This window comes from Clostridium polyendosporum, from assembly GCF_018332455.1.
Lineage (GTDB): Bacteria > Bacillota > Clostridia > Clostridiales > Clostridiaceae > Clostridium_AY > Clostridium_AY polyendosporum.
The window spans coordinates 68,160-86,935 of record NZ_BOPZ01000012.1; the positions used below are offsets into that span (position 1 = coordinate 68,160).

Sequence of the window (18,776 nt, forward strand, 5' to 3'; positions counted from 1 at the left end):
AGACAGCTTATACAAACAAGCTGTCTTTTATTGATTCTTAAGAAATAGGAGAATTTATATTAATTTTTTTTCTCAGATTCTTTACCGTTTCCTCTATTTTCTTGTGACTTTGAAGATGCACTATTACTTTTAACTTTTTCTTCTTCAATCTTAGAAGTTTCAACTTTAGTTTCTTGCTTTTCTTCTACCTTTTTAATAGATGCTTGACTATTATTATTTTGGTTTCTAAGTGATGAAGGTGATTCCTTCTTTTCTTCTTTTTGTGTAACTTCAGTAGTAAAAGAGTTCGTAGCAGTATTATTTACATCCGCATCATTATCTACAGATGTATTTGATGAAGAAACTTCGGTCTTATCTTCATCAGTCTTAGATTTATCATCTTTAGACTCATCAGTAGTTTTCATATGTCCTTTACCAATCTTATTTTTCATAATAACTTCTTTTTTATTTTCTTTAGCAATATTCCAAACGTTCTTTTTTTCATCATACTGTTTTAGAGCATCTTGTAAGGTCCCTTGAGCTTTTTCAATTTCTTCTTTGTTTCCGCTTTTTTCAGCCTCTTTCAAAGCTTTCTTCGCTTCAATTAATTCTTTCTTAGCTGTGTTAAGTGCATGTCTACTTTCCACCATTTCCTTTACAGCTTCTTTTTTTGCTTGTTGCATTTCAATAACTTGAGTTATTTTTTCAAAAGATTGTTCAGGAAGTTTATCCTTAACTTTATTTAAAACCTCTAATGAGTTTTTATTAAAGTCATCAACTTTAGTGGTTATCTTTTCGATTTCAGAATCAGTCTTTTCAGTTATAGCAGTATCCTCAGTAACTACTTTTTCAATATCAGTATCAATATCAGTTATGTTTTCATTTTCAGTAAGTTTATCTACTTCAGCAGATAGTTTATTCGAAGCATCTTCAAGAATTGTTATCGGCTTATCAGCAAGAACAACTTTGTTTTTTTCAACTAATTGTTCAATTTCTCCTAATCTTTCTTCTTGTATTTTAAGTAAATATTGAATTTTATTATCTCCTGAATTCATAAGTTTTAGTTTGAAATTTTCTGCAGTAATATCTAACTTATAGAATATACCGTCTGGAGTTATACCAGCATTTGATTTATATGTTCCTTCCTCTGCTGCAAAAGCAGTTGTTGAAAAAGAAATAGATAATAGTATAGCTAAGTTTAAAAGCATTTTTTTCTTCATGTTTAATGTCCTCCTCCACGGTTCTTACCAATATGTTTTTCACTAATATTTACGGATTTACAGTATAATTTTAAGGGGGGGTAAAAAGATATTTTTTTACCTATGAAAATTCATTGTATAATCGTATATATATAATGAAGCCTTGGAAAGAAAGGTGAGGGGAATGAAGGAAAATTTAAAGATAAATGATAAAAACTTATTTATAGAAGATAATCTTGAGTTTATATATAAAACTACAAATACTATCTGTAAAAGAAAGTTGGATCATAGAAACGATGAAGAAATAAGTGTTGCTCTTCAGGCATTCAATAAAGCTTGTGATACATTCAGTGAAAAAAAGGGGAATTTCTTTTCGTATTCTAGAGCAGTGATTAAAAATGCTCTTATTGATTTTTTTAGGAGTTCTAAAAAAGTTCCACTACTTTCTTTTGAAGAAGAAGAAAATTATGATTACATAGATAATACACTTTCAATTTCCCAATATGAAAAAACTTTAGAAGGGCAAAATCGTGAGGAAGAAATAGGTCTTTTTAAGAAGGAACTTTCAGAGTATGGGATTGACTTTTTTCAGCTTGTGGAGGCATCGCCTTCTCATAAAGATACAAGAGAGGAACTTCTTAATATAGCGATTTATTGCATAAGGGATCAGGAAGTATTAATTACATTAAAAAAAAATAAAAGGCTTCCAATAAGTAAAATAAGTAGCGGTACAAATAAGAGCAAAAAGCTTATTGAAAAGTGGAGAAAGTATCTAATTGCTCTTATTATAGTACTTTCAAATAAAGAGTATCTCTATTTAAAATCTTATTTAAGTATTAGGCAAAGAGGTGAGAAGTAATGATCAGGAGAGGAATAGTAATGGAGGTTAAAGGGAAAAAGGTTCTTCTTATGACTTCGGCAGGAGAATTTACTATGGTTAAGGTAGGAAAAGAATTGCCAGTCAGGGGAAGAGAATATGAAGGAAAGGTTCTGGTGAAAAGTACTATAAACAAGAGAATAATTGCAGCAGTAGCCTCTTTTGTACTTATTTTTACTTTGGGAGCAAAAGATTATTATACCCCAGTTAAGGCGTTAGAGATTTATGCAAGTTCTAATATAAAACTGGAACTTAATAGATGGGATAGAGTTATAGAAGCATCTCCTCTTAATGATAATGGTAGGAAGGTTCTTTCTAAAATAGCCTTAAATAACAGAGATATTGAGAAAGCTGTTAATATGATTTTAGAACAAGTTTCAAAGGAGAATATTTTAGGAGGTCAGCATCAGATATCTATTAATTCAATAAATGGAAAGTTAAATATTGACAACCTTAAAAAAATTATAGAAGAAAAAGGATTAAAGATCATTGATATCAACTCTTATAATGAAAATAATAAAATAAAAAGTCAACAGAGTGAAGTAATTAATGAGGAAAAGAGTAATAGTAAAAATAATGAAGAAAAAAATTTAAGTGAAAATAAATCGAATAAATCTATAGATAATAAAGGTAATAATGGACGGGAAGTTAATAATAGTAACAAGCATAGTATCTCACAAGACCAAGACACTAATAAGGATGTGAATTATAGTAAAAATAGCCAAGATAATAAAATCAAGAGTTCTAGTTCATCTAGTAATGAAAAAGAAATAAAAGGTAATTCAAAACAACAATTAAAAGATACGGGAATAGAAAAGACTGATGGTAATTATAAACATAATTTACAGGATACTCAAGGGAGCAATGAGCAATCAAATAGTTCTGAAAAAGAAAATAATACAATAAAGAAAAAGTAAAAATGAATAGGAATAGACTTACTCGCTTTTAGTTAGATCTTACTTTGTAAAATAGCAGTAAATAAGGTGATGGGGACAGTACGTCCCCAGTTTATTAGAATTCAGATTGACCAGTAGTTCTTGGAAATGGTATAACGTCTCTGATGTTTGACATTCCAGTGATATACATTATTAATCTTTCAAAACCTAGACCAAAACCAGAGTGAATAGTTTCACCGTACTTTCTAAGTTCTAGGTACCACCAGTAGTTTTCTTTATTTAAGCCGAGCTCAGCCATTCTTTTTTCTAAAACAGCTAATCGTTCTTCTCTTTGACTACCACCTATGATTTCTCCAACTCCTGGAACTAGGCAATCCATAGCTGATACTGTCTTACCATCTTCATTTAATCTCATGTAGAATGCCTTTATGTCTTTTGGATAGTTTATAACAAATACTGGTTTCTTAAATATTTCTTCTGTTAAGTATCTTTCATGTTCAGTTTGAAGATCAATTCCCCATTCTACAGAATATTCGAATTGATGGCCTGACTTTTTAAGTAGGTCAACAGCTTCTGTATAAGTTATTCTCCCAAAGTCTGATGTTATAATATGATTTAGTCTTTCAAGAAGACCCTTATCTATAAATTGATTAAAGAATTCTAACTCTTCCGGACATTCATCCATAACGTACTTTATTACATACTTAAGCATATCTTCTGCAAGTTCCATATCATCTTGAAGATCAGCAAAAGCAATCTCAGGCTCTATCATCCAAAACTCCGCTGCATGTCTGGCTGTATTTGAATTTTCAGCTCGGAAGGTTGGACCAAAGGTATAAATGTTTCTAAATGCAAGGGCAAAACACTCACCGTTTAATTGACCTGAAACTGTTAGATTAGATTCTTTCCCAAAAAAGTCTTTCTTAAAGTCTATATCGCCTTTTTCTGTTTTGGCGATATTGCTTAAGTCTAGAGTTGTAACTCTAAACATTTCTCCAGCACCTTCGCAATCACTGCCAGTTATTATTGGTGTATGAACATACACAAAGTTTCTCTCATTGAAAAACTTATGTATTGCATAGGCAGCTACTGAACGAATTCTAAATACTGCTGAGAAGGCATTGCTTCTTGGCCTTAAGTGAGCAATACTTCTTAAATATTCAAATGTATGTCTTTTCTTTTGAAGTGGGTAATCTGATGATGACATACCTTCAACTATAATTTCATCTGCTTGAATTTCAAATGGTTGTTTGGCGTCTGGTGTAGCCATTAAGGTACCAACAACAGAAATTGATGAGGATATTGGAAGTTTTGAAATTTCTTTAAAGTTTTCAAGTTTTGTATCGAATACTACTTGAAGGTTTTTAAAGAAAGAACCATCATTAACCTCAATAAATCCAAAAGCATTTGAAGCTCTTAAAGTTCTTAACCATGCAGAAAATTTAACTTTCTTTCCTATATATTCATCAGTATTTCTATATAGTGATTTGATTGAAACTTTTTCCATAATATAACCTCACTTTCTTTTTATATTATAGACATAAAATAACTTTAAATTACTATTAAATAACTTTATGGAAGTGTTTAATACATTAAAGCAAAAAATCCTTTCATCTTTATGAGACGAAAGGTGTGTACTTCGTATTATAATTCAATTGATACATTAGAAAATGTAATCTTTCAACTGGATTATTTTAGTGTTATTAGTAATATTATATAATTAATTTTTAATAAATGCAATTAGTACATCATAAAATTATATAGTGTATTAAATAAATAAGAGGTATTTATGTGTAAGTTAAAAGAGGAACTTTTAGCGGAAAAGTATTGCCAAATAAATTATTTAAAGGGGATGCTATGGATAAGTCACAAAAGTAAAAATTTTGACTATATACTTAGGATGTTGAAAAAGGTGCTTTTGCAAGTAGAAATGATTAAAAATTTACCAGGTAACGATAAGGTTATTATTAAAAAAAGTGATGATGAAAGGGTGGAGTCAGATAGAAGGGAATTTACGTTAGAAGAACTTGCTAAATTCGATGGTAAAGGAGACAATCCTGCCTATGTAGCGATTAATGGTACAGTTTATGATGTAACAGATCAAAAAAGTTGGGGTGGAGGAACACATTTTGGTCTTTATGCTGGTAAGGATTTGTCTGATGCATATAATTCATGTCACACCAATAGTCCAGCGTTAAGCAAGCTTAAAGTAGTAGGAGTTTTAAAGCAATGAAGAAAATTAATGTGATATGGCTTGAGGCAGATGGATGTTCTGGGAATATAATTTCATTCTTAAATTCAGTAGAACCTTCAATAAGGTATCTTCTAGAAAATGTAATAAACATAACCTATGATAATGCAGTAACGGGAGAAGAAGGAGAAGTAGCCTGGGAAAGATTTTTAAATACATTAAATACCGAGTTTATCTTAATAGTAGAGGGTGCCATAAGTCTTAAGAGTGATGGATATTATAACGTTATAGCTAACTATAAGGGAGAGAGAATTACAGCTAACAAAGCCGTTGAATTAGCTGCACAGAAAGCAAAGTATATTATATCAGTAGGGGTTTGTGCTTGTTATGGCGGCGTATCTGCTGCTAGACCTAATCCAACACAATGTATTTCTGTTAAGGAATTTTTAGGAGAAAAGCAGGTGATACGGGTACCTGGATGTCCATGTAATCCAAGATGGCTCTCAGGAACAATTCTTCAGTTAGTTAATGGTAATAGGATAATGCTTGATGAGGAAGGAAAACCTCTTATGTATTATGGAAGAACTATTCATGATAGATGTCCTAGAAGAGGTGATTTCGAGGAAAAGAGATTTGCTAAAGGCTTAGGTGAACCAGGGTGCCTTTTTAGATTAGGTTGTAGAGGGCCTGTTACAAGAGCAGATTGTCCAGTAGAGAAATGGAATGATCAAAAGAATTGGCCGATAGGAGTAAACACCAACTGTGTAGGCTGTACAAATAAGTACTTTCCAGATGGCATGGAGCCCTTTGAAAGATAGGTAGGTGAAACTTAGTGAGTAAAAAAATAATTATTAATCCAATTACTAGAATAAGCGGATTGTTGAGCATAGAGGTTGAAATAGAAAATCATAAGATAATTGATGCAAGAAGTACGGGAAATATGTTTCGTGGCTTTGAAATGATGTTGAAAGGAAGACCTCCTAAAGATGCAACTTATATAACTGAGAGAATATGCGGGATTTGTTCAACTGCTCATTCTTATGTATCTACTTTAGCTGTAGAAAAGGCAATTCAGATTGAAGAAAGTGAGAATTCAAAAGCCATTAGAGATTTGGTGCATGGGTGTGATTTGATACAAAGTCATACTAGGCATTTTTATCTTTTTGTTTTGCCTGATTATATTAGTGGAGATTGGGGCATGCCGAGCTTTAGGGAAACTCTTGCAGATAGTAGGATACCCAAAGCCATAGCTGATAAAATATTCTCTCATTATGTTGAGTCACTAGAAATTTCAAGAAAAGCTCATGACCTTTTAGCTATGCTAAGTGGTAAGGCTCCTCATAATCATGGAATCTTTCCAGGCGGAGTTACTCTAGTACTTACTGAACCCAAGAGAGTAGTATTTAAAGAAATACTTCAGGATATTCTAAATTTTGCTAGAGAAAAAATGTATGAGGACACATTTATGATTAGTAAATACTATGATGATTACTATGATAAGGGATATACAGGCGAAAACTTTTTAACCTTTGGAATGATAAATGGGTATAGCAATAAGGAGTTAAATTATGTTGATCCTGCTGTAATGCTTGATGGTAAAATTGAGCCTATAGATTTTTCGATGATATATGAAAATATAAAAAGTTCTTGGTTTAGAGCAATAGACCCGGGACAGAATCAGGATGTTATGAACCTAAGTGATACAGCATGGATTGATGATATTAATAAACAAGGAGGATACAGTTTTATAAAGGCTTCAAGATATAGAGAGCAGCCAATGGAAGTAGGGCCCTTGGCTAGGATGAAGCTTGGTGGATATTATCAAGGAAAGTCTTCTGTTATTGGTAGAATAGTAGCTAGAACAAATGAAGTTATACAGGTTTGCGAGCTAATGATGAAACTTATTGACAGAGTAAAGATTAATGAAAAGAGTTTTATAAGTAAGGATGTTCCAGAAAAAGGGGAAGGTATTGCATTTAAAGACACTATGAGAGGTGCACTTTGTCACTATGTTTCAATAAGAAATAGTGTTATCGATAAATATAATATAATAACTCCTTCTACATGGAATCTAGGTCCATCAATACCTGGTGGAGAAAAGGGCATTGTAGAAAGAGCACTTATTAATACTCATATAGAAAATGAAGATCATCCTATAGAGATAGGACGGGTAGTTAGAAGTTTTGATCCGTGTATTTCTTGTGCTACTCACGTATTTAAATATAAAGAAAAGATTATGGAGGTTATATTTTAAAAAGAGCTACTTATCTCTATTGGCCTTGTACAAATATTAATAAGGAGAGAAATATGAGCAAGATTATAGCTATAGGAAATACTCTGATGAGAGATGATGGCGTGGCAATTAAAGCTTTAAGAATTATAGAAGAACCATTAAAAAAATTAGGCTTTGAAGTTATCTTTGGAGGAGTATCTATAGAACCTGCATTTTTAATAGATAAAGATGAAGATGTTATAGTTGTTGATGCAATGAATATAGGAGTAAGTGGTGGTGAAGTACATGCTTTTCCTCTTGAAAATTTCAAGGGTATAAGCTTTATTTGTGCATCTGAACATGACATTGATCTCTTATCAATGATGAGGATTTTGAAACACTCTATGAAAGGAATATTTATAGGAATAGAAATCAAAGAAATATCTTTTCATGATGAATTAAGCATTGAAATAAACAAAAAACTTCATTTTATAAGTAAAAGAATATATGAAGTATGTAAAAATTATGAGGAAGGTAAAAAAATATAGAAAAGTAGCATTATATGCTACTTTTCTACTCGGTTCCTGTTTCATAAGAGTGAACTAGAGGTGTTGGAAAACCTTTCATTTCAGCATCTTTTACTGTTCTCTTATATTCATAATTTATCTCTTTGATTTGTGTTTTTATGTTTGGATCTTTAGTTATTTCTAATATAACATAGGTGGCATTTGGTCTTCCTATCTTAGGTTTGCCAACGCTACCATCATTGATTAAAAGCTTGTGTCCAAATCGCTTAACATAAGGGATATGAGTATGAGCACATACTAGTACATCACTATCTAGATTTTTCATTATTGTTTCAATCTCTTTATTATCTTCTGATAAATATTCATTTATTTTTTGAGGACTTCCATGCACAAAAAGGACTTTTTTTCCTTCTATTGTTAAGGAAAGATTTTCAGGAAGATTTTCTAGAAAATATTTATTAGAAACTCTAAGTTCTTCAACTGTCCATGGAAGAGAGAAGGAATTAATATTTGTATCTCTTATATAAGTAAAACCGTTGTCCACTACAGAGGCATCATAATTGCCTTTTAGACAAATAATATTTCTTCTTTTTATCATAGCTACAACTTCATTTGGATGTGGGCCATAACCAACGAGATCACCAAGACAGATAATGGTGTCAACATTCTGACTATCTATATCTTCAAGCACTCTTATAAGTGCATAGACGTTGCTGTGAATATCAGATATTACTGCTATTTTCATAAACTTCCCTCCTAAAAATTATTATATAAATTTATTATAACATTTAATGGCTACTTGTATTTGAAATTTTTCGTTAATTATATTTTTTTACTTTTTATTATATATGTATAATTAAAAGGATATGGAGTCTGAAGGTTATTTAACAAAAAGTAATTTAACATAAAACAATTAATGAATGTTTATTACAGTTTTTTATAATTAAAGTAAATTTGAAATAAAGGAGTGAAAAAGGGTGAATGAAAATAGATTAGAAAGAGTACTAACAGAGATGGAGAAACAAGGGTTAACTCAAATGCTTATATCATCACCATCAGCAGTGTTTTACTTAACAGGAAAGTGGATTGAGCCTGGAGAGAGAATGCTTACATTTTACATAAATATAAGTGGAGATAAGAAGTTAATAATAAATGAGCTTTTTCCTATAAATGAAAAATTCGATTTTGATTTAATTAGGTATAGCGATACTGAGGACCCAGTAAAAAGACTGTGCGAATTCGTGGATCACTCAAAACCTTTAGGAATAGATAAAAATTGGCCATCTCATTTTTTGATAAGATTAATGGAGAAAAAGGGTGTATCAGTTTTTGTTAATGGGTCTTATATAATTGATAGAATCAGGATGATAAAGGATTCAGAGGAAATAAAACTTATGAAAAAGGCTTCCTCTATTAATGATAAGGTAATGGAGGAGATAGTAAATGAATTTTCTAGTAATAGAAGTGAGAAAGAGATGTGTACTATCTTAAGAGATTTATATGAAAGTAAAGGAACACAGGGCTTTTCATTCTATCCTATAATAGCTTATGGTGCTAATGCAGCAGATCCACATCATGACTCTGGTAATTCTTTAGTGAAAGATGGAGATAGTATTATCATAGATATGGGCTGTAGAAATAAATACTACTGCTCAGATATGACAAGAACCTTCTTTTTTGGTGAACCTTCTAAGGAAGCTGAAAGAGTTTACAATATTGTTTATGAAGCGAATTTAAATGCAATCAGTAAGATCAAGCCAGGAACAAGATTTTGTGATATAGATAGAGCAGCCAGAGCAGTTATTGAGGGTTATAATTATGGAAAGTACTTCACTCATAGAACAGGACATTCTATAGGTATAGAAGTTCATGATTTTGGAGATGTGAGTTCAATAAATGAAGAAACGGTGCAACCAGGGATGATATTCTCTATTGAACCTGGAATTTATTTACCAGGAAGTGTTGGAGTAAGAATAGAAGATCTTGTGCTTGTAACTGAGAATGGATGTGAAGTCCTTAATAAATATTCTAAAGAATTGAGAATATTTAAGTAACTAGAATTAATGTTAATATAGAATTTATAAAGATAAATGACAATTGACTTAGTGTGTCAATTGTCAACTTTCAATATTTACTGATTAAATATTTCTTATTATGTTGGCCATAAGAGTTATAAATTTTTCTTTTACTTTTACTGAAGTCTCCATAACTTCTTCATGGTTTAATGGTTGTTCTAATATACCAGCTGCCATATTAGTCATGCAGGATACTCCTATAACTTTCATACCACTGTGATTTGCTATTATAACTTCGGGTACAGTGGACATTCCAACAGCATCTCCACCTAGAACTCTTACCATTCTTATTTCAGCAGGAGTTTCATAAGTTGGACCACTAAACATAGTATAGACACCTTCTTTTATATCAATACCAAGATTTTTCGCTATATCCTTAACCTTTGTTATTAGTTGTTTATCATAAGCATTAGACATATCAGGAAAACGAGTACCAAATTCCTCTAGATTTCTTCCTATAAGAGGATTGTTTCCTGATAAGTTTATATGATCATTTATAATCATAAGATCTCCTGGAATAAAGTTAGTATTTACTGCACCAGCGGCATTAGTTACTATGAGTTTTTCAACGCCTAAGAGTTTCATTACTCTTATAGGGAAAGTAACATCTTCCATTGTATAACCTTCATAATAATGAAATCTTCCTTGCATAGCTACAACTTGTTTGCCTTGGAAGTTACCAATAACTAATCTTCCTTCATGTCCTTCAACAGTTGAAATGGGAAAGTGAGGAAGAGAATTATATGAATAATATTCAGCCTGTTCAATTTGATCCGCTATTGCTCCTAATCCAGAACCTAATATTAGTCCTATTTCTGGTTTATATGTTGTCTTAGATGTTATATAATCAGCAGCAGTTTTGATTTTTAATGATAAGTTCATTATACTCACCTCAAATAATTTTTGTTTTTATTTGCTACTATTTTTTTATTTCCCTTAAGAAACTAGATCCATTCTTAATTTTACCTGCATTAAAGATATCGCATATAGTTTGACCGATATCAAAAAAGCCTCTTCTTGTACCTAAGTTCACATTTTCTTTTAGATTCTTACCATAAGCTAAAAATGGAATGTATTCTCTCGTGTGATCACTACCTTCTAATGTTGGATCACAGCCATGGTCTGCAGTTATAAATAATACATCAGTATCTTTCATAGCTTTAATTATTTCAGGAAGTCTTCTATCAAAATCTTCTAATCCTTTACCATAAGCTTTAGCATCATTTCTATGTCCCCATTTCATATCAAAATCTACAAGATTTGTAAATATGAGGCCTTCGGTATCTTCATGCATATATTCTAAGGTTTTATCTACACCATCCATGTTGTCTTTTGTATGAACAGCATCGGTAATTCCTCTACCAGAGAAGATATCCTCAATTTTGCCGACAGCCATTACATTTAAACCTTTTGCCTTTAATAGGTCAAGAGCTGTATCGTGAGGCGGAATTAAAGCATAATCTTTTCTATTAGGGGTTCTGCTAAAGTTACCTAAGGTTCCGATAAATGGTCTTGCTATTACCCTGGCAACTGAATGTTCTCCAGTCAACATTTCTCGTGCAATTTGGCAATACTTATATAAATCTTCTAATGAAACAATTTCTTCATGGGCTGCGATTTGGAATACACTATCAGCAGAAGTATAAACAATAAGCGCTCCAGTATTCATATGTTCTTCTCCGAGTTCATCTATTATGGCAGTACCTGAGGCGGGTTTATTTCCTATAACTTTTCTTCCAGTAAGAGTTTCAAACTTTTTAATAATTTCTTGGGGAAAACCATCAGGGTAAGTTCGGAAAGCGACCTCTGATTTAACTCCTGCTATTTCCCAGTGTCCAGTTACAGTATCCTTTCCTTGTGATATTTCATCAAATCTTCCATAACAGCCTATTGGATTTTCTACTTTCTTTACATTTTTGATATCATCTATTAATCCAAGGCCTAAATTTTCCATGTTTCCAATGGCTAATCCACCGTTATATTCTATAACATGACCTAAAGTGTCAGCACCTAAATCACCGTATTTATCGGCATCCGGAAGTTGGCCTATACCAACACTATCTAAAATAATCAATATAACTCTTTTAATCATAATAATCACCTCAATCATATATAAATATAATTTATTGTACCCATAAATAGTGGTATAAACATTAGTGGTAACAAATGTTATGTAACTTTGGAATCCAATGTCTTCTTTAAAAGAGTGCCTGTAGACATTCTAAAGTCATGAAATAATTTAATTTTTTACAGTAAAAAAAAGTATCCATAATATGGATACCAAGTTTAATTATACTATACTTTACCGGAAAATGTGAGAAATAGAAGAAATATATTTAATGAAATAATTACAATAGTTATTATCCATCCAATAACTTTGGTTAGTAATTTGTTAACAAATATACCCATAATATCTTTCTTGCTTGTTATTATCATCATAGGAATAATGGCAAAGGGGAGAGCGAAGCTTAAAAAAACTTGACTTATAACTAATGCCTTCATAGGATTTATACCTACTCCTATGATTATCATGGCAGGAGCCATTGTTATTATACGTTTGATATTAGTAGGTATTTTAATATTTATAAAACCGTCCATAACTGTTTCTCCAGCCATAGCACCTACAGCTGAAGATGAGAATCCAGATGCAAGTAAGGCTATAGCGAAGATACTACTAGATAATGAACCTAGTAAAGGTGAAAGAGATTGGTGTGCTTGTTCAATTGAATCTACTGTTATACCTTTGCTAAAGAAAACTGTTGCAGATACAATAACCATGGATGCATTTACAATAAATGCAATATTCATTGCTAAGGTAATATCTATTCTTTCCATACGTAAATGTGAAATCTTATCTGCTAAAGTCATTCCTTTATTTCTAGATTGAACTAATTGAGAATGAAGATAAATTACATGAGGCATAACAGTGGCGCCTAACATACCTACAGCTATTAGAACAGCCTCACTGTTAGGGATGGATGGAACTAATGTGTGATAACCTACCTGTACCCAATCGGGTTTTGCTAAAAATATTTCCGTGGTGTAGCAAATACAAATAATAGCAACAAATACAGTGATAATTATTTCGACAATACGCTGACCATATTTTTGCATATATATAATAAAGAATGTAACTACACCAGTAAGAAGTCCTGCATAAATTAAAGGTATTCCAAATAACAAATAAAACCCAAGGGTGCCACCTAAAAATTCAGCTATAGTAGTAGCTATAGCTGCTAATTCAGCAACAACCCATAAAAGCCAATTGATCTTCTTTGAAAAAACTCTACTACATACCTCAGATAGATTAGCATCAGTAGCTATTCCTAATTTAGCTGACATAGTTTGTAAGAAGATAGCCATCAAGTTACTCCATAGAATTACCCATATCAGATTATAGTTAAATATTGAACCACTACTAATATTGGTTGCAAAGTTACCTGGATCAACATATGCTACACTTACTACAAATGCAGGTCCTAGAAATTTGAACAATTGGCCTATGGATTTTCGTTTCGAAATCAATCTATGACTTTCTAGTTCTACAATGTTTGAATTAGTAGAACTTACATAGACTTTTTTAAGGTTTTTATTAATTTGCATCTCAATGTACCTTCCTTAAGATTTTCTAGACTTAAGTAATTTATAAGTAACTAATAAATTTAGCCATGACTAAAATTTTTTCTCTTATATAAAATATGAATATTTCAAAATAAATGTTACAAAAAGGTTATTATTCTCAAATATTTAGCATATTATTTAGTAGTAACTATAATTTAATTTAGGTGATAACATGAATAACGAAGATTTTTTTACATTTAGGGAATATATGAAAAAGGAAGGTAGTCATCTAACTGCATCAATGGAGGATTATCTTGAAATGATATATAGATTATCAAAGGAAACAGGCTTTACAAGAATACATGATTTATCAACTTCACTTAATGTTCAACCATCATCGGCAACGAAGATGATGCAAAGACTTGCAGAGTTAAAGCTTATAAGCTATGAAAAACATGGATTTATAGCATTAACTCAGGAAGGAAAAGTAATTGGAAAAGCACTTCTTGATAGGCATAATGTAATAGAAATGTTTTTAAGGTTATTGGGAATATCAGAAAGTATATTAGAAGAAACAGAAAAAATAGAGCATACAATAAGTAATGAAACACTTAAATGCTTCGTAGGTTTCATTGAGTTTTTAAAAAGCAATCCAGATATTAATGAAAAATTTGAAGACTATAGAACCTTAAAGAAAAAAGATATAGATAGCTAATACGCTATCTATATCTTTTTTATCTTTAAAATAGAAAAGCAACTCCTTTTATCGAGTCAAATGTTAATAAAAAAGAAAATAATCAGTGGAAACTGAAATTAACTCCAAATAACAGCATATTATAATAATAAGTATGTTTTTGGAGGGGTATTTTGGATACTTATAACCAGGAAGAAATACTGTTTGAACATCGTTTTTGGCTACAAATTTTAGGGGATCATGCTCGATTCTTATCGGATGCACTATCTTCTACAGAAGTAGATTTACTTAAAAAAAGCAATTACTTTAAAGACTTATTCGATAGTTTGTTAGATAATGCTAGAAAGCAATTACATGATGAAAAATTGAATGAGTTAACTAATTTAGCAAGTAATGCAGCTCAGGAAATAAGATGTTTTAAGCTCTTTATAATAGCTCAACAAATATGTGGAAAAGTTAAGATAAATTTACCGCCAACTTTTATAAATCACATGGTAAATGAAGTTGAGGAATACTTGTATATCCTGAACTGTTATATGGGTAAGTATTCTAAATTGATAAACCCTATATATCATCATTTATTATGGCTTCCAGATGGATCAGGGCATGCTAGTTCTATAATAGCATCATTAGACATGACTGAAAAAGAACTAATAAAGATAAGTAAAAAGTTTGAAAAAACATTTAATGATTTATACTTAAGAGCTATAGAGTTTAAAGGTTATATGAGAAGTGGTCTATTTGAATTTCCTGCCTTAGATAGACTTAATGAATGTGCTAACATAGAAATGATGACATTTAAACAATTTTTGCAGGATTTAAAACTTGCTGTTATTGAAAAAAGAGTTTTGGGGGCATTGAATCCTCTTGCTCCTGACCATATGTATAGAGAGGAATGCTACTATCAAACTAAGTTATCACAAGTTTCTAAGGTTAAAGCGCCAGAATGTGATCCTACTAAGGAACGTATTAAAGTATAGTTCTTATAATAAAAACTCATCTAGTCTTTGCTAGATGAGTTTTTTTACTTGCCATCATTTCACAAAGTGAAGTCTGGCTAAAACTTAATAGATTTAATAACTATTAAATTTTATTACTTAGTATTCTTAATATCTGATGGCTTTACATAGCTTAATATTTCTTGTTTGATTTTTTCTGCTTCTTCTGAAAGCTGTGCATTACCGGAATCTTGGGATGTTAATTTTTCGCTTAAGAGCATCATTACTAAGTTTTCAAAGACATTATGAATGTTATTTTCTCCATCCTTGGATCCAGTGGTGATAAGGGTTTTCGGAACAATATCAATCTTGGAGGTTTTTATAGCGTCAGCAAAGTTATTCATTATTTCTTGAACTATCTTGAATTGAGCTCCACCAAAGGCATTAACCTGCTCTTTTGCAGCAATGGCCTTTGATATACCAACTCTAGCCTCTCTATCAGCATCGGCTTCCCCCACAGTTTTAATCTTAAAGGATTCTGCTTCACCAGTCTGCTTGAGTCTGAAAGCCTCAGCTTCAGCTTGCTGCTTTGTTTGATATGCAGAAGCTTCTGCTTGTTGTTTTAATCTAAAAGCTTCAGCTTCTGCTTGTTGTTTAACTTTGTATGCTTCAGCCTCTGATAATCTTTGTATTTTCTCAGCATCTTGTCTAGATTTCATAAGTTCAGCTTTACCTTGGTTTTCTTGAATTCTAATATTAATGTCTGATTCAGTAAGTGAAGTTTGCTGTTTTGCAATAGCCTGAGCTTCTTTTAATTCTTTTTCCTTTTCGGCAGCGGTCTGTTGAGTGGCATAGGTTTCAAGTTGTTCTTTAGCAATTTGTCTTGAACGCAGCTGAGTTAATATTTGTTCAATGTTACTATCATTCTTTGAACTTGTTGGTGTACCAATTAATACTTCTTCAAGTTCTAGATTATAATGTGAGAATTTAGCTTTCATTTCTACTGAAGATTGGTTTTGGATTTCATTTCTTTGTTGAATTAATTCTATGAGCGTCTTTGTTTGACCAATGTTTTTAAAGTATGCCGATACCATTGGGTCTAGGGTTTGATCAACTAGCATTTTAATATCACCGAACCTTTGAATAACCATAGGAGCTTTCTTATAATCGATATGAAATACTACTGATAATGGAAGTGACGGTTCAAAGGCATCCTTAGATATTAAGCTAACTTCCTTAAGATTTTCATCATATTTATGATTTCCATTTTGATTACTTATCCACTTCAATATTACATTAGTTGTTGGAACTTGGATTATGCTACCTGCATAGGTGTTAAAAGCGTATTTACCTGGCATAAGTGCTTCCCCCCAGACACCTCGATAACCCTTTTGGACAAGCTCGCCGTGTTTATAATCTTCACCAGAAGAGTCTTCCCCTTTAGCGCCCATATAGGATACAACTACACCAACATATCCAACAGGTATTATAGTTTTGGAGATATATTCGACTGTAGCAAATAATCTATTTATAAAGTAAGAACCATCAGCGAGTACTTGATACTGTCTACCTCTATATCCGCCTGCTTTTAAAAATCTTTCGGGATCTTGAAAATTGTTGTGGTAATTTTCGTCACTTGGATCATCTCCAACAGTAGGGCATATGATATTGTCTTTTCCTAGTGATGGACCGTCATGTACTGTTACTATACCAACTAAATCACTTTCACCTTGAATTACAATAGGATCAAACCCATTCCTTATGGCTATCTTTTGGGCCATTTCTAAAATTGTTTTCTGTTCACTGCTGTTACCCATTGGTAAGTAATACGTTTTATTTTCAGTAATTATTATAAATTGTGCAAGGTTAAAGGAGTAGGTACCTTCACGGATGATGCCTCTTTGAGGACCTCTTTGTCCACCATTTTGAATAAAAGCTCTAACATCTTGGAAGTTATTACACTGAGGAACTATTTTGCCTAAGGTTTGAGTTGGTTCTAAGGGTTTGCCATCTCTTGAAAATACATAAGCAATTTTTCCCTGAGGTATTGTAACTAAAGGGACAGTGTGTATTTTATAGAGTAATGGAGTTTTAAAGTGAATACCACCTCTTAGTACATCGGGTTGATAACCGGCTTCACCATTTAATGCAATGATTTGTTCCTTTAGTGAGCCTTTTGATGACCACCATTTTTCTACAATAGCAACCTTATCATTTGGAATGATTTTGAATCCTGATAGCCAAACTAAGAAAAAGAAACCAAGGATTCCTATTCCGGTATTGATTAATAATGTTGTTTCGACCATAAATTCTCTCCCCCTATAAGTCGTTTTATAGCGATATAATAATTATATAATAAGGTAATAAATAACTCAAAATGAGTTTAGTGTTACAATTATGGAAATTAATTGGTTTTAATAAAGCAAGCGTAGATATCTTTTATTAGCTAATTAAATCTAAGTATTTCTTAAATTACTATCATATTATATTAAATATGGTAGTAATTATATGCAAAGTAAATATTTTTAACTAAATTATAATTTTATTTTAGTACCTTCTTTTAATTGATTTAGTGTATATGTTACAATTTATTCTATGGAAATTATTACATGATGGAAGGTGAAGGTATGAGCAATAAGATATCAAGAATAAAAAAAATAACTCCATTAGCTGAAACAAAGTTTTTGAGTTTGTATAATGCGGAGTATTTAAACAAAAAAGGAGTAACACGACATTGGACAGTAGCTTCAAGAAAAGATATTGAAACATTAAATGCTCAATTTTTTGAAGGTAAGGAAGAAAAGATTGATGCAGTTATTATTGTGGCACTTCATAAGGATAGTAAAAAACTCGTTTTGGTTAAACAGTTTAGAGTGCCTCTAAATGATTATGTTTATGAACTTCCAGCAGGTCTTGTTGATGGTGATGAGGATATGTTAAAGGCTGTTGAAAGAGAACTGAAAGAAGAGACGGGACTTAAGGTAGTAAAAATAAATACATCAAAAACAACTAAAGGATTATATGTTTCTGTTGGAATGACAGATGAGTCTGTAGCACTAGTATATTGTGTATGCGAAGGAGAAGTATCAAAGGATTACTTAGAAGATGATGAGGATATAGAAGTTGTTATGGTATCCCAAGAGGAAGCGAAAGAACTCCTAAAAAAAGACATAAAATTTGATATAAAGGTATATATGATTCTTCAAAGCTTTGTTGCTATGGGAGAAAAGCTTGTGGATTAGCCTCTTTTAATAACAAAGATTTGGTAAATAGAAATATATTAATTAATAGTTAGAATTTAAGGGGCTGTAGATAAGGTTGCCTTTATAGCAATCTGTATACAGTCCTTAGGATTTTCTGATACAACCTTTGCTTAATTTCCAATACAGACAGGAGTTATTAATATTTTCAACTTATGATAAATTATGTGAATAAATCAAGATGTTTACGGATATATGAACATTTCATATTTTTAACTATAAACAAATATTGTTAAAAAGTAAAAAACAAAACTATATAAAAATAAAAAAATATAAAAACATATAGTAAAAATGCAGATTCAGGAATTTAAGTTCTCGTTGCAAAGTTATCACATTATTATAGTGGGCAATTCTAATAAAAAAGTAT

17 protein-coding genes are annotated in these 18,776 nt (G+C 31.5%); 10 read left to right on the plus strand and 7 right to left on the minus strand.

Features of this window, described 5'->3' with window-relative positions:
* Positions 1 to 59: 59 nt before the first annotated feature.
* Positions 60 to 1,199 (minus strand): DUF5667 domain-containing protein, encoded by a 1,140-nt coding sequence (locus CPJCM30710_RS08580; RefSeq protein WP_212903760.1) that lies wholly within the window; start codon positions 1,197 to 1,199, stop codon positions 60 to 62.
* A 163-nt stretch (positions 1,200 to 1,362) separates the two neighbouring features.
* Here CPJCM30710_RS08580 and CPJCM30710_RS08585 point away from each other — a divergent pair, with 163 nt between their 5' ends.
* On the plus strand, positions 1,363 to 2,037 hold the full coding sequence (locus CPJCM30710_RS08585; protein ID WP_212903761.1) for a sigma factor: 675 nt from the start codon (positions 1,363 to 1,365) through the stop codon (positions 2,035 to 2,037).
* A complete protein-coding gene (locus tag CPJCM30710_RS08590; protein WP_456064421.1) occupies positions 2,037 to 2,972 on the plus strand; it encodes an anti-sigma-I factor RsgI family protein in 936 nt (311 codons plus the stop codon). Before CPJCM30710_RS08585 ends, CPJCM30710_RS08590 begins: the two co-directional genes overlap by 1 nt.
* A 94-nt stretch (positions 2,973 to 3,066) precedes the next feature.
* Here the strand turns inward: CPJCM30710_RS08590 and asnS are convergent, their stop codons facing one another.
* On the minus strand, positions 3,067 to 4,458 hold the full coding sequence (asnS, locus tag CPJCM30710_RS08595) for an asparagine--tRNA ligase (RefSeq protein WP_212903763.1): 1,392 nt from the start codon (positions 4,456 to 4,458) through the stop codon (positions 3,067 to 3,069).
* A gap of 282 nt (positions 4,459 to 4,740) precedes the next feature.
* On the opposite strand from asnS, the gene CPJCM30710_RS08600 reads away from it, so the two are divergent.
* The 4 genes from CPJCM30710_RS08600 to CPJCM30710_RS08615 are packed head-to-tail and all read left to right on the plus strand — an operon-like array spanning position 4,741 to position 7,902.
* Complete coding sequence (locus CPJCM30710_RS08600; RefSeq protein WP_246503498.1) at positions 4,741 to 5,184, plus strand: cytochrome b5 domain-containing protein; 444 nt, start codon at positions 4,741 to 4,743, stop codon at positions 5,182 to 5,184.
* Entirely contained in the window at positions 5,181 to 5,960 is a 780-nt protein-coding gene (locus tag CPJCM30710_RS08605) for a hydrogenase small subunit (RefSeq protein ID WP_212903764.1), read from the plus strand. The genes CPJCM30710_RS08600 and CPJCM30710_RS08605 overlap by 4 nt, the downstream gene beginning before the upstream one ends.
* 14 nt (positions 5,961 to 5,974) lie before the next feature.
* Complete coding sequence (locus CPJCM30710_RS08610) at positions 5,975 to 7,396, plus strand: nickel-dependent hydrogenase large subunit (RefSeq protein WP_212903765.1); 1,422 nt, start codon at positions 5,975 to 5,977, stop codon at positions 7,394 to 7,396.
* 53 nt (positions 7,397 to 7,449) lie between these two features.
* A complete protein-coding gene (locus tag CPJCM30710_RS08615; protein WP_212903766.1) occupies positions 7,450 to 7,902 on the plus strand; it encodes a hydrogenase maturation protease in 453 nt (150 codons plus the stop codon).
* Positions 7,903 to 7,927: 25 nt separating this feature from the next.
* Here the strand turns inward: CPJCM30710_RS08615 and CPJCM30710_RS08620 are convergent, their stop codons facing one another.
* Positions 7,928 to 8,626, minus strand: a complete 699-nt coding sequence (locus CPJCM30710_RS08620) for a metallophosphoesterase family protein (protein WP_212903767.1) — start codon at positions 8,624 to 8,626, stop codon at positions 7,928 to 7,930.
* Between the two features lie 232 nt (positions 8,627 to 8,858).
* Here CPJCM30710_RS08620 and CPJCM30710_RS08625 point away from each other — a divergent pair, with 232 nt between their 5' ends.
* Positions 8,859 to 9,935 carry a M24 family metallopeptidase gene (locus tag CPJCM30710_RS08625; protein WP_212903768.1) on the plus strand — a complete coding sequence of 359 codons (1,077 nt, stop codon included), beginning with the start codon at positions 8,859 to 8,861 and terminating at the stop codon, positions 9,933 to 9,935.
* Between the two features lie 84 nt (positions 9,936 to 10,019).
* Here the strand turns inward: CPJCM30710_RS08625 and CPJCM30710_RS08630 are convergent, their stop codons facing one another.
* The 3 genes from CPJCM30710_RS08630 to CPJCM30710_RS08640 form a co-directional block, all read right to left on the minus strand.
* On the minus strand, positions 10,020 to 10,838 hold the full coding sequence (locus tag CPJCM30710_RS08630) for a purine-nucleoside phosphorylase (RefSeq protein WP_212903769.1): 819 nt from the start codon (positions 10,836 to 10,838) through the stop codon (positions 10,020 to 10,022).
* A gap of 37 nt (positions 10,839 to 10,875) precedes the next feature.
* Entirely contained in the window at positions 10,876 to 12,048 is a 1,173-nt protein-coding gene (locus CPJCM30710_RS08635) for a phosphopentomutase (RefSeq protein ID WP_212903770.1), read from the minus strand.
* Positions 12,049 to 12,251: 203 nt separating this feature from the next.
* Positions 12,252 to 13,559 (minus strand): Nramp family divalent metal transporter, encoded by a 1,308-nt coding sequence (locus CPJCM30710_RS08640; protein WP_212903771.1) that lies wholly within the window; start codon positions 13,557 to 13,559, stop codon positions 12,252 to 12,254.
* Positions 13,560 to 13,749: 190 nt separating this feature from the next.
* On the opposite strand from CPJCM30710_RS08640, the gene CPJCM30710_RS08645 reads away from it, so the two are divergent.
* Positions 13,750 to 14,232 (plus strand): metal-dependent transcriptional regulator, encoded by a 483-nt coding sequence (locus tag CPJCM30710_RS08645; protein WP_212903772.1) that lies wholly within the window; start codon positions 13,750 to 13,752, stop codon positions 14,230 to 14,232.
* Positions 14,233 to 14,384: 152 nt separating this feature from the next.
* Positions 14,385 to 15,191 (plus strand): DUF2935 domain-containing protein, encoded by an 807-nt coding sequence (locus CPJCM30710_RS08650; protein WP_212903773.1) that lies wholly within the window; start codon positions 14,385 to 14,387, stop codon positions 15,189 to 15,191.
* A gap of 113 nt (positions 15,192 to 15,304) precedes the next feature.
* On the opposite strand, the gene CPJCM30710_RS08655 is transcribed toward CPJCM30710_RS08650, so the two are convergent.
* The gene (locus CPJCM30710_RS08655) at positions 15,305 to 17,455 is read right to left on the minus strand and encodes an SPFH domain-containing protein (protein ID WP_212903774.1); all 2,151 of its coding nucleotides are present in this window, start codon (positions 17,453 to 17,455) and stop codon (positions 15,305 to 15,307) included.
* A gap of 321 nt (positions 17,456 to 17,776) precedes the next feature.
* Between CPJCM30710_RS08655 and CPJCM30710_RS08660 the strand changes: the two genes are divergently transcribed.
* Positions 17,777 to 18,391 carry an NUDIX hydrolase gene (locus tag CPJCM30710_RS08660; protein WP_212903775.1) on the plus strand — a complete coding sequence of 205 codons (615 nt, stop codon included), beginning with the start codon at positions 17,777 to 17,779 and terminating at the stop codon, positions 18,389 to 18,391.
* Positions 18,392 to 18,776 lie beyond the last annotated feature (385 nt).

Bases quoted from the DNA above. Each gene is read 5' to 3' on its own strand.
- CPJCM30710_RS08580 (WP_212903760.1), bottom strand. From the start codon at position 1,199: ATGAAGAAAAAAATGCTTTTAAACTTAGCTATACTATTATCTATTTCT.
- CPJCM30710_RS08585 (WP_212903761.1), top strand. From the start codon at position 1,363: ATGAAGGAAAATTTAAAGATAAATGATAAAAACTTATTTATAGAAGAT.
- CPJCM30710_RS08590 (WP_456064421.1), top strand. From the start codon at position 2,037: ATGATCAGGAGAGGAATAGTAATGGAGGTTAAAGGGAAAAAGGTTCTT.
- asnS (WP_212903763.1), bottom strand. From the start codon at position 4,458: ATGGAAAAAGTTTCAATCAAATCACTATATAGAAATACTGATGAATAT.
- CPJCM30710_RS08600 (WP_246503498.1), top strand. From the start codon at position 4,741: ATGTGTAAGTTAAAAGAGGAACTTTTAGCGGAAAAGTATTGCCAAATA.
- CPJCM30710_RS08605 (WP_212903764.1), top strand. From the start codon at position 5,181: ATGAAGAAAATTAATGTGATATGGCTTGAGGCAGATGGATGTTCTGGG.
- CPJCM30710_RS08615 (WP_212903766.1), top strand. From the start codon at position 7,450: ATGAGCAAGATTATAGCTATAGGAAATACTCTGATGAGAGATGATGGC.
- CPJCM30710_RS08620 (WP_212903767.1), bottom strand. From the start codon at position 8,626: ATGAAAATAGCAGTAATATCTGATATTCACAGCAACGTCTATGCACTT.
- CPJCM30710_RS08630 (WP_212903769.1), bottom strand. From the start codon at position 10,838: ATGAACTTATCATTAAAAATCAAAACTGCTGCTGATTATATAACATCT.
- CPJCM30710_RS08635 (WP_212903770.1), bottom strand. From the start codon at position 12,048: ATGATTAAAAGAGTTATATTGATTATTTTAGATAGTGTTGGTATAGGC.
- CPJCM30710_RS08640 (WP_212903771.1), bottom strand. From the start codon at position 13,559: ATGCAAATTAATAAAAACCTTAAAAAAGTCTATGTAAGTTCTACTAAT.
- CPJCM30710_RS08645 (WP_212903772.1), top strand. From the start codon at position 13,750: ATGAATAACGAAGATTTTTTTACATTTAGGGAATATATGAAAAAGGAA.
- CPJCM30710_RS08655 (WP_212903774.1), bottom strand. From the start codon at position 17,455: ATGGTCGAAACAACATTATTAATCAATACCGGAATAGGAATCCTTGGT.
- CPJCM30710_RS08660 (WP_212903775.1), top strand. From the start codon at position 17,777: ATGAGCAATAAGATATCAAGAATAAAAAAAATAACTCCATTAGCTGAA.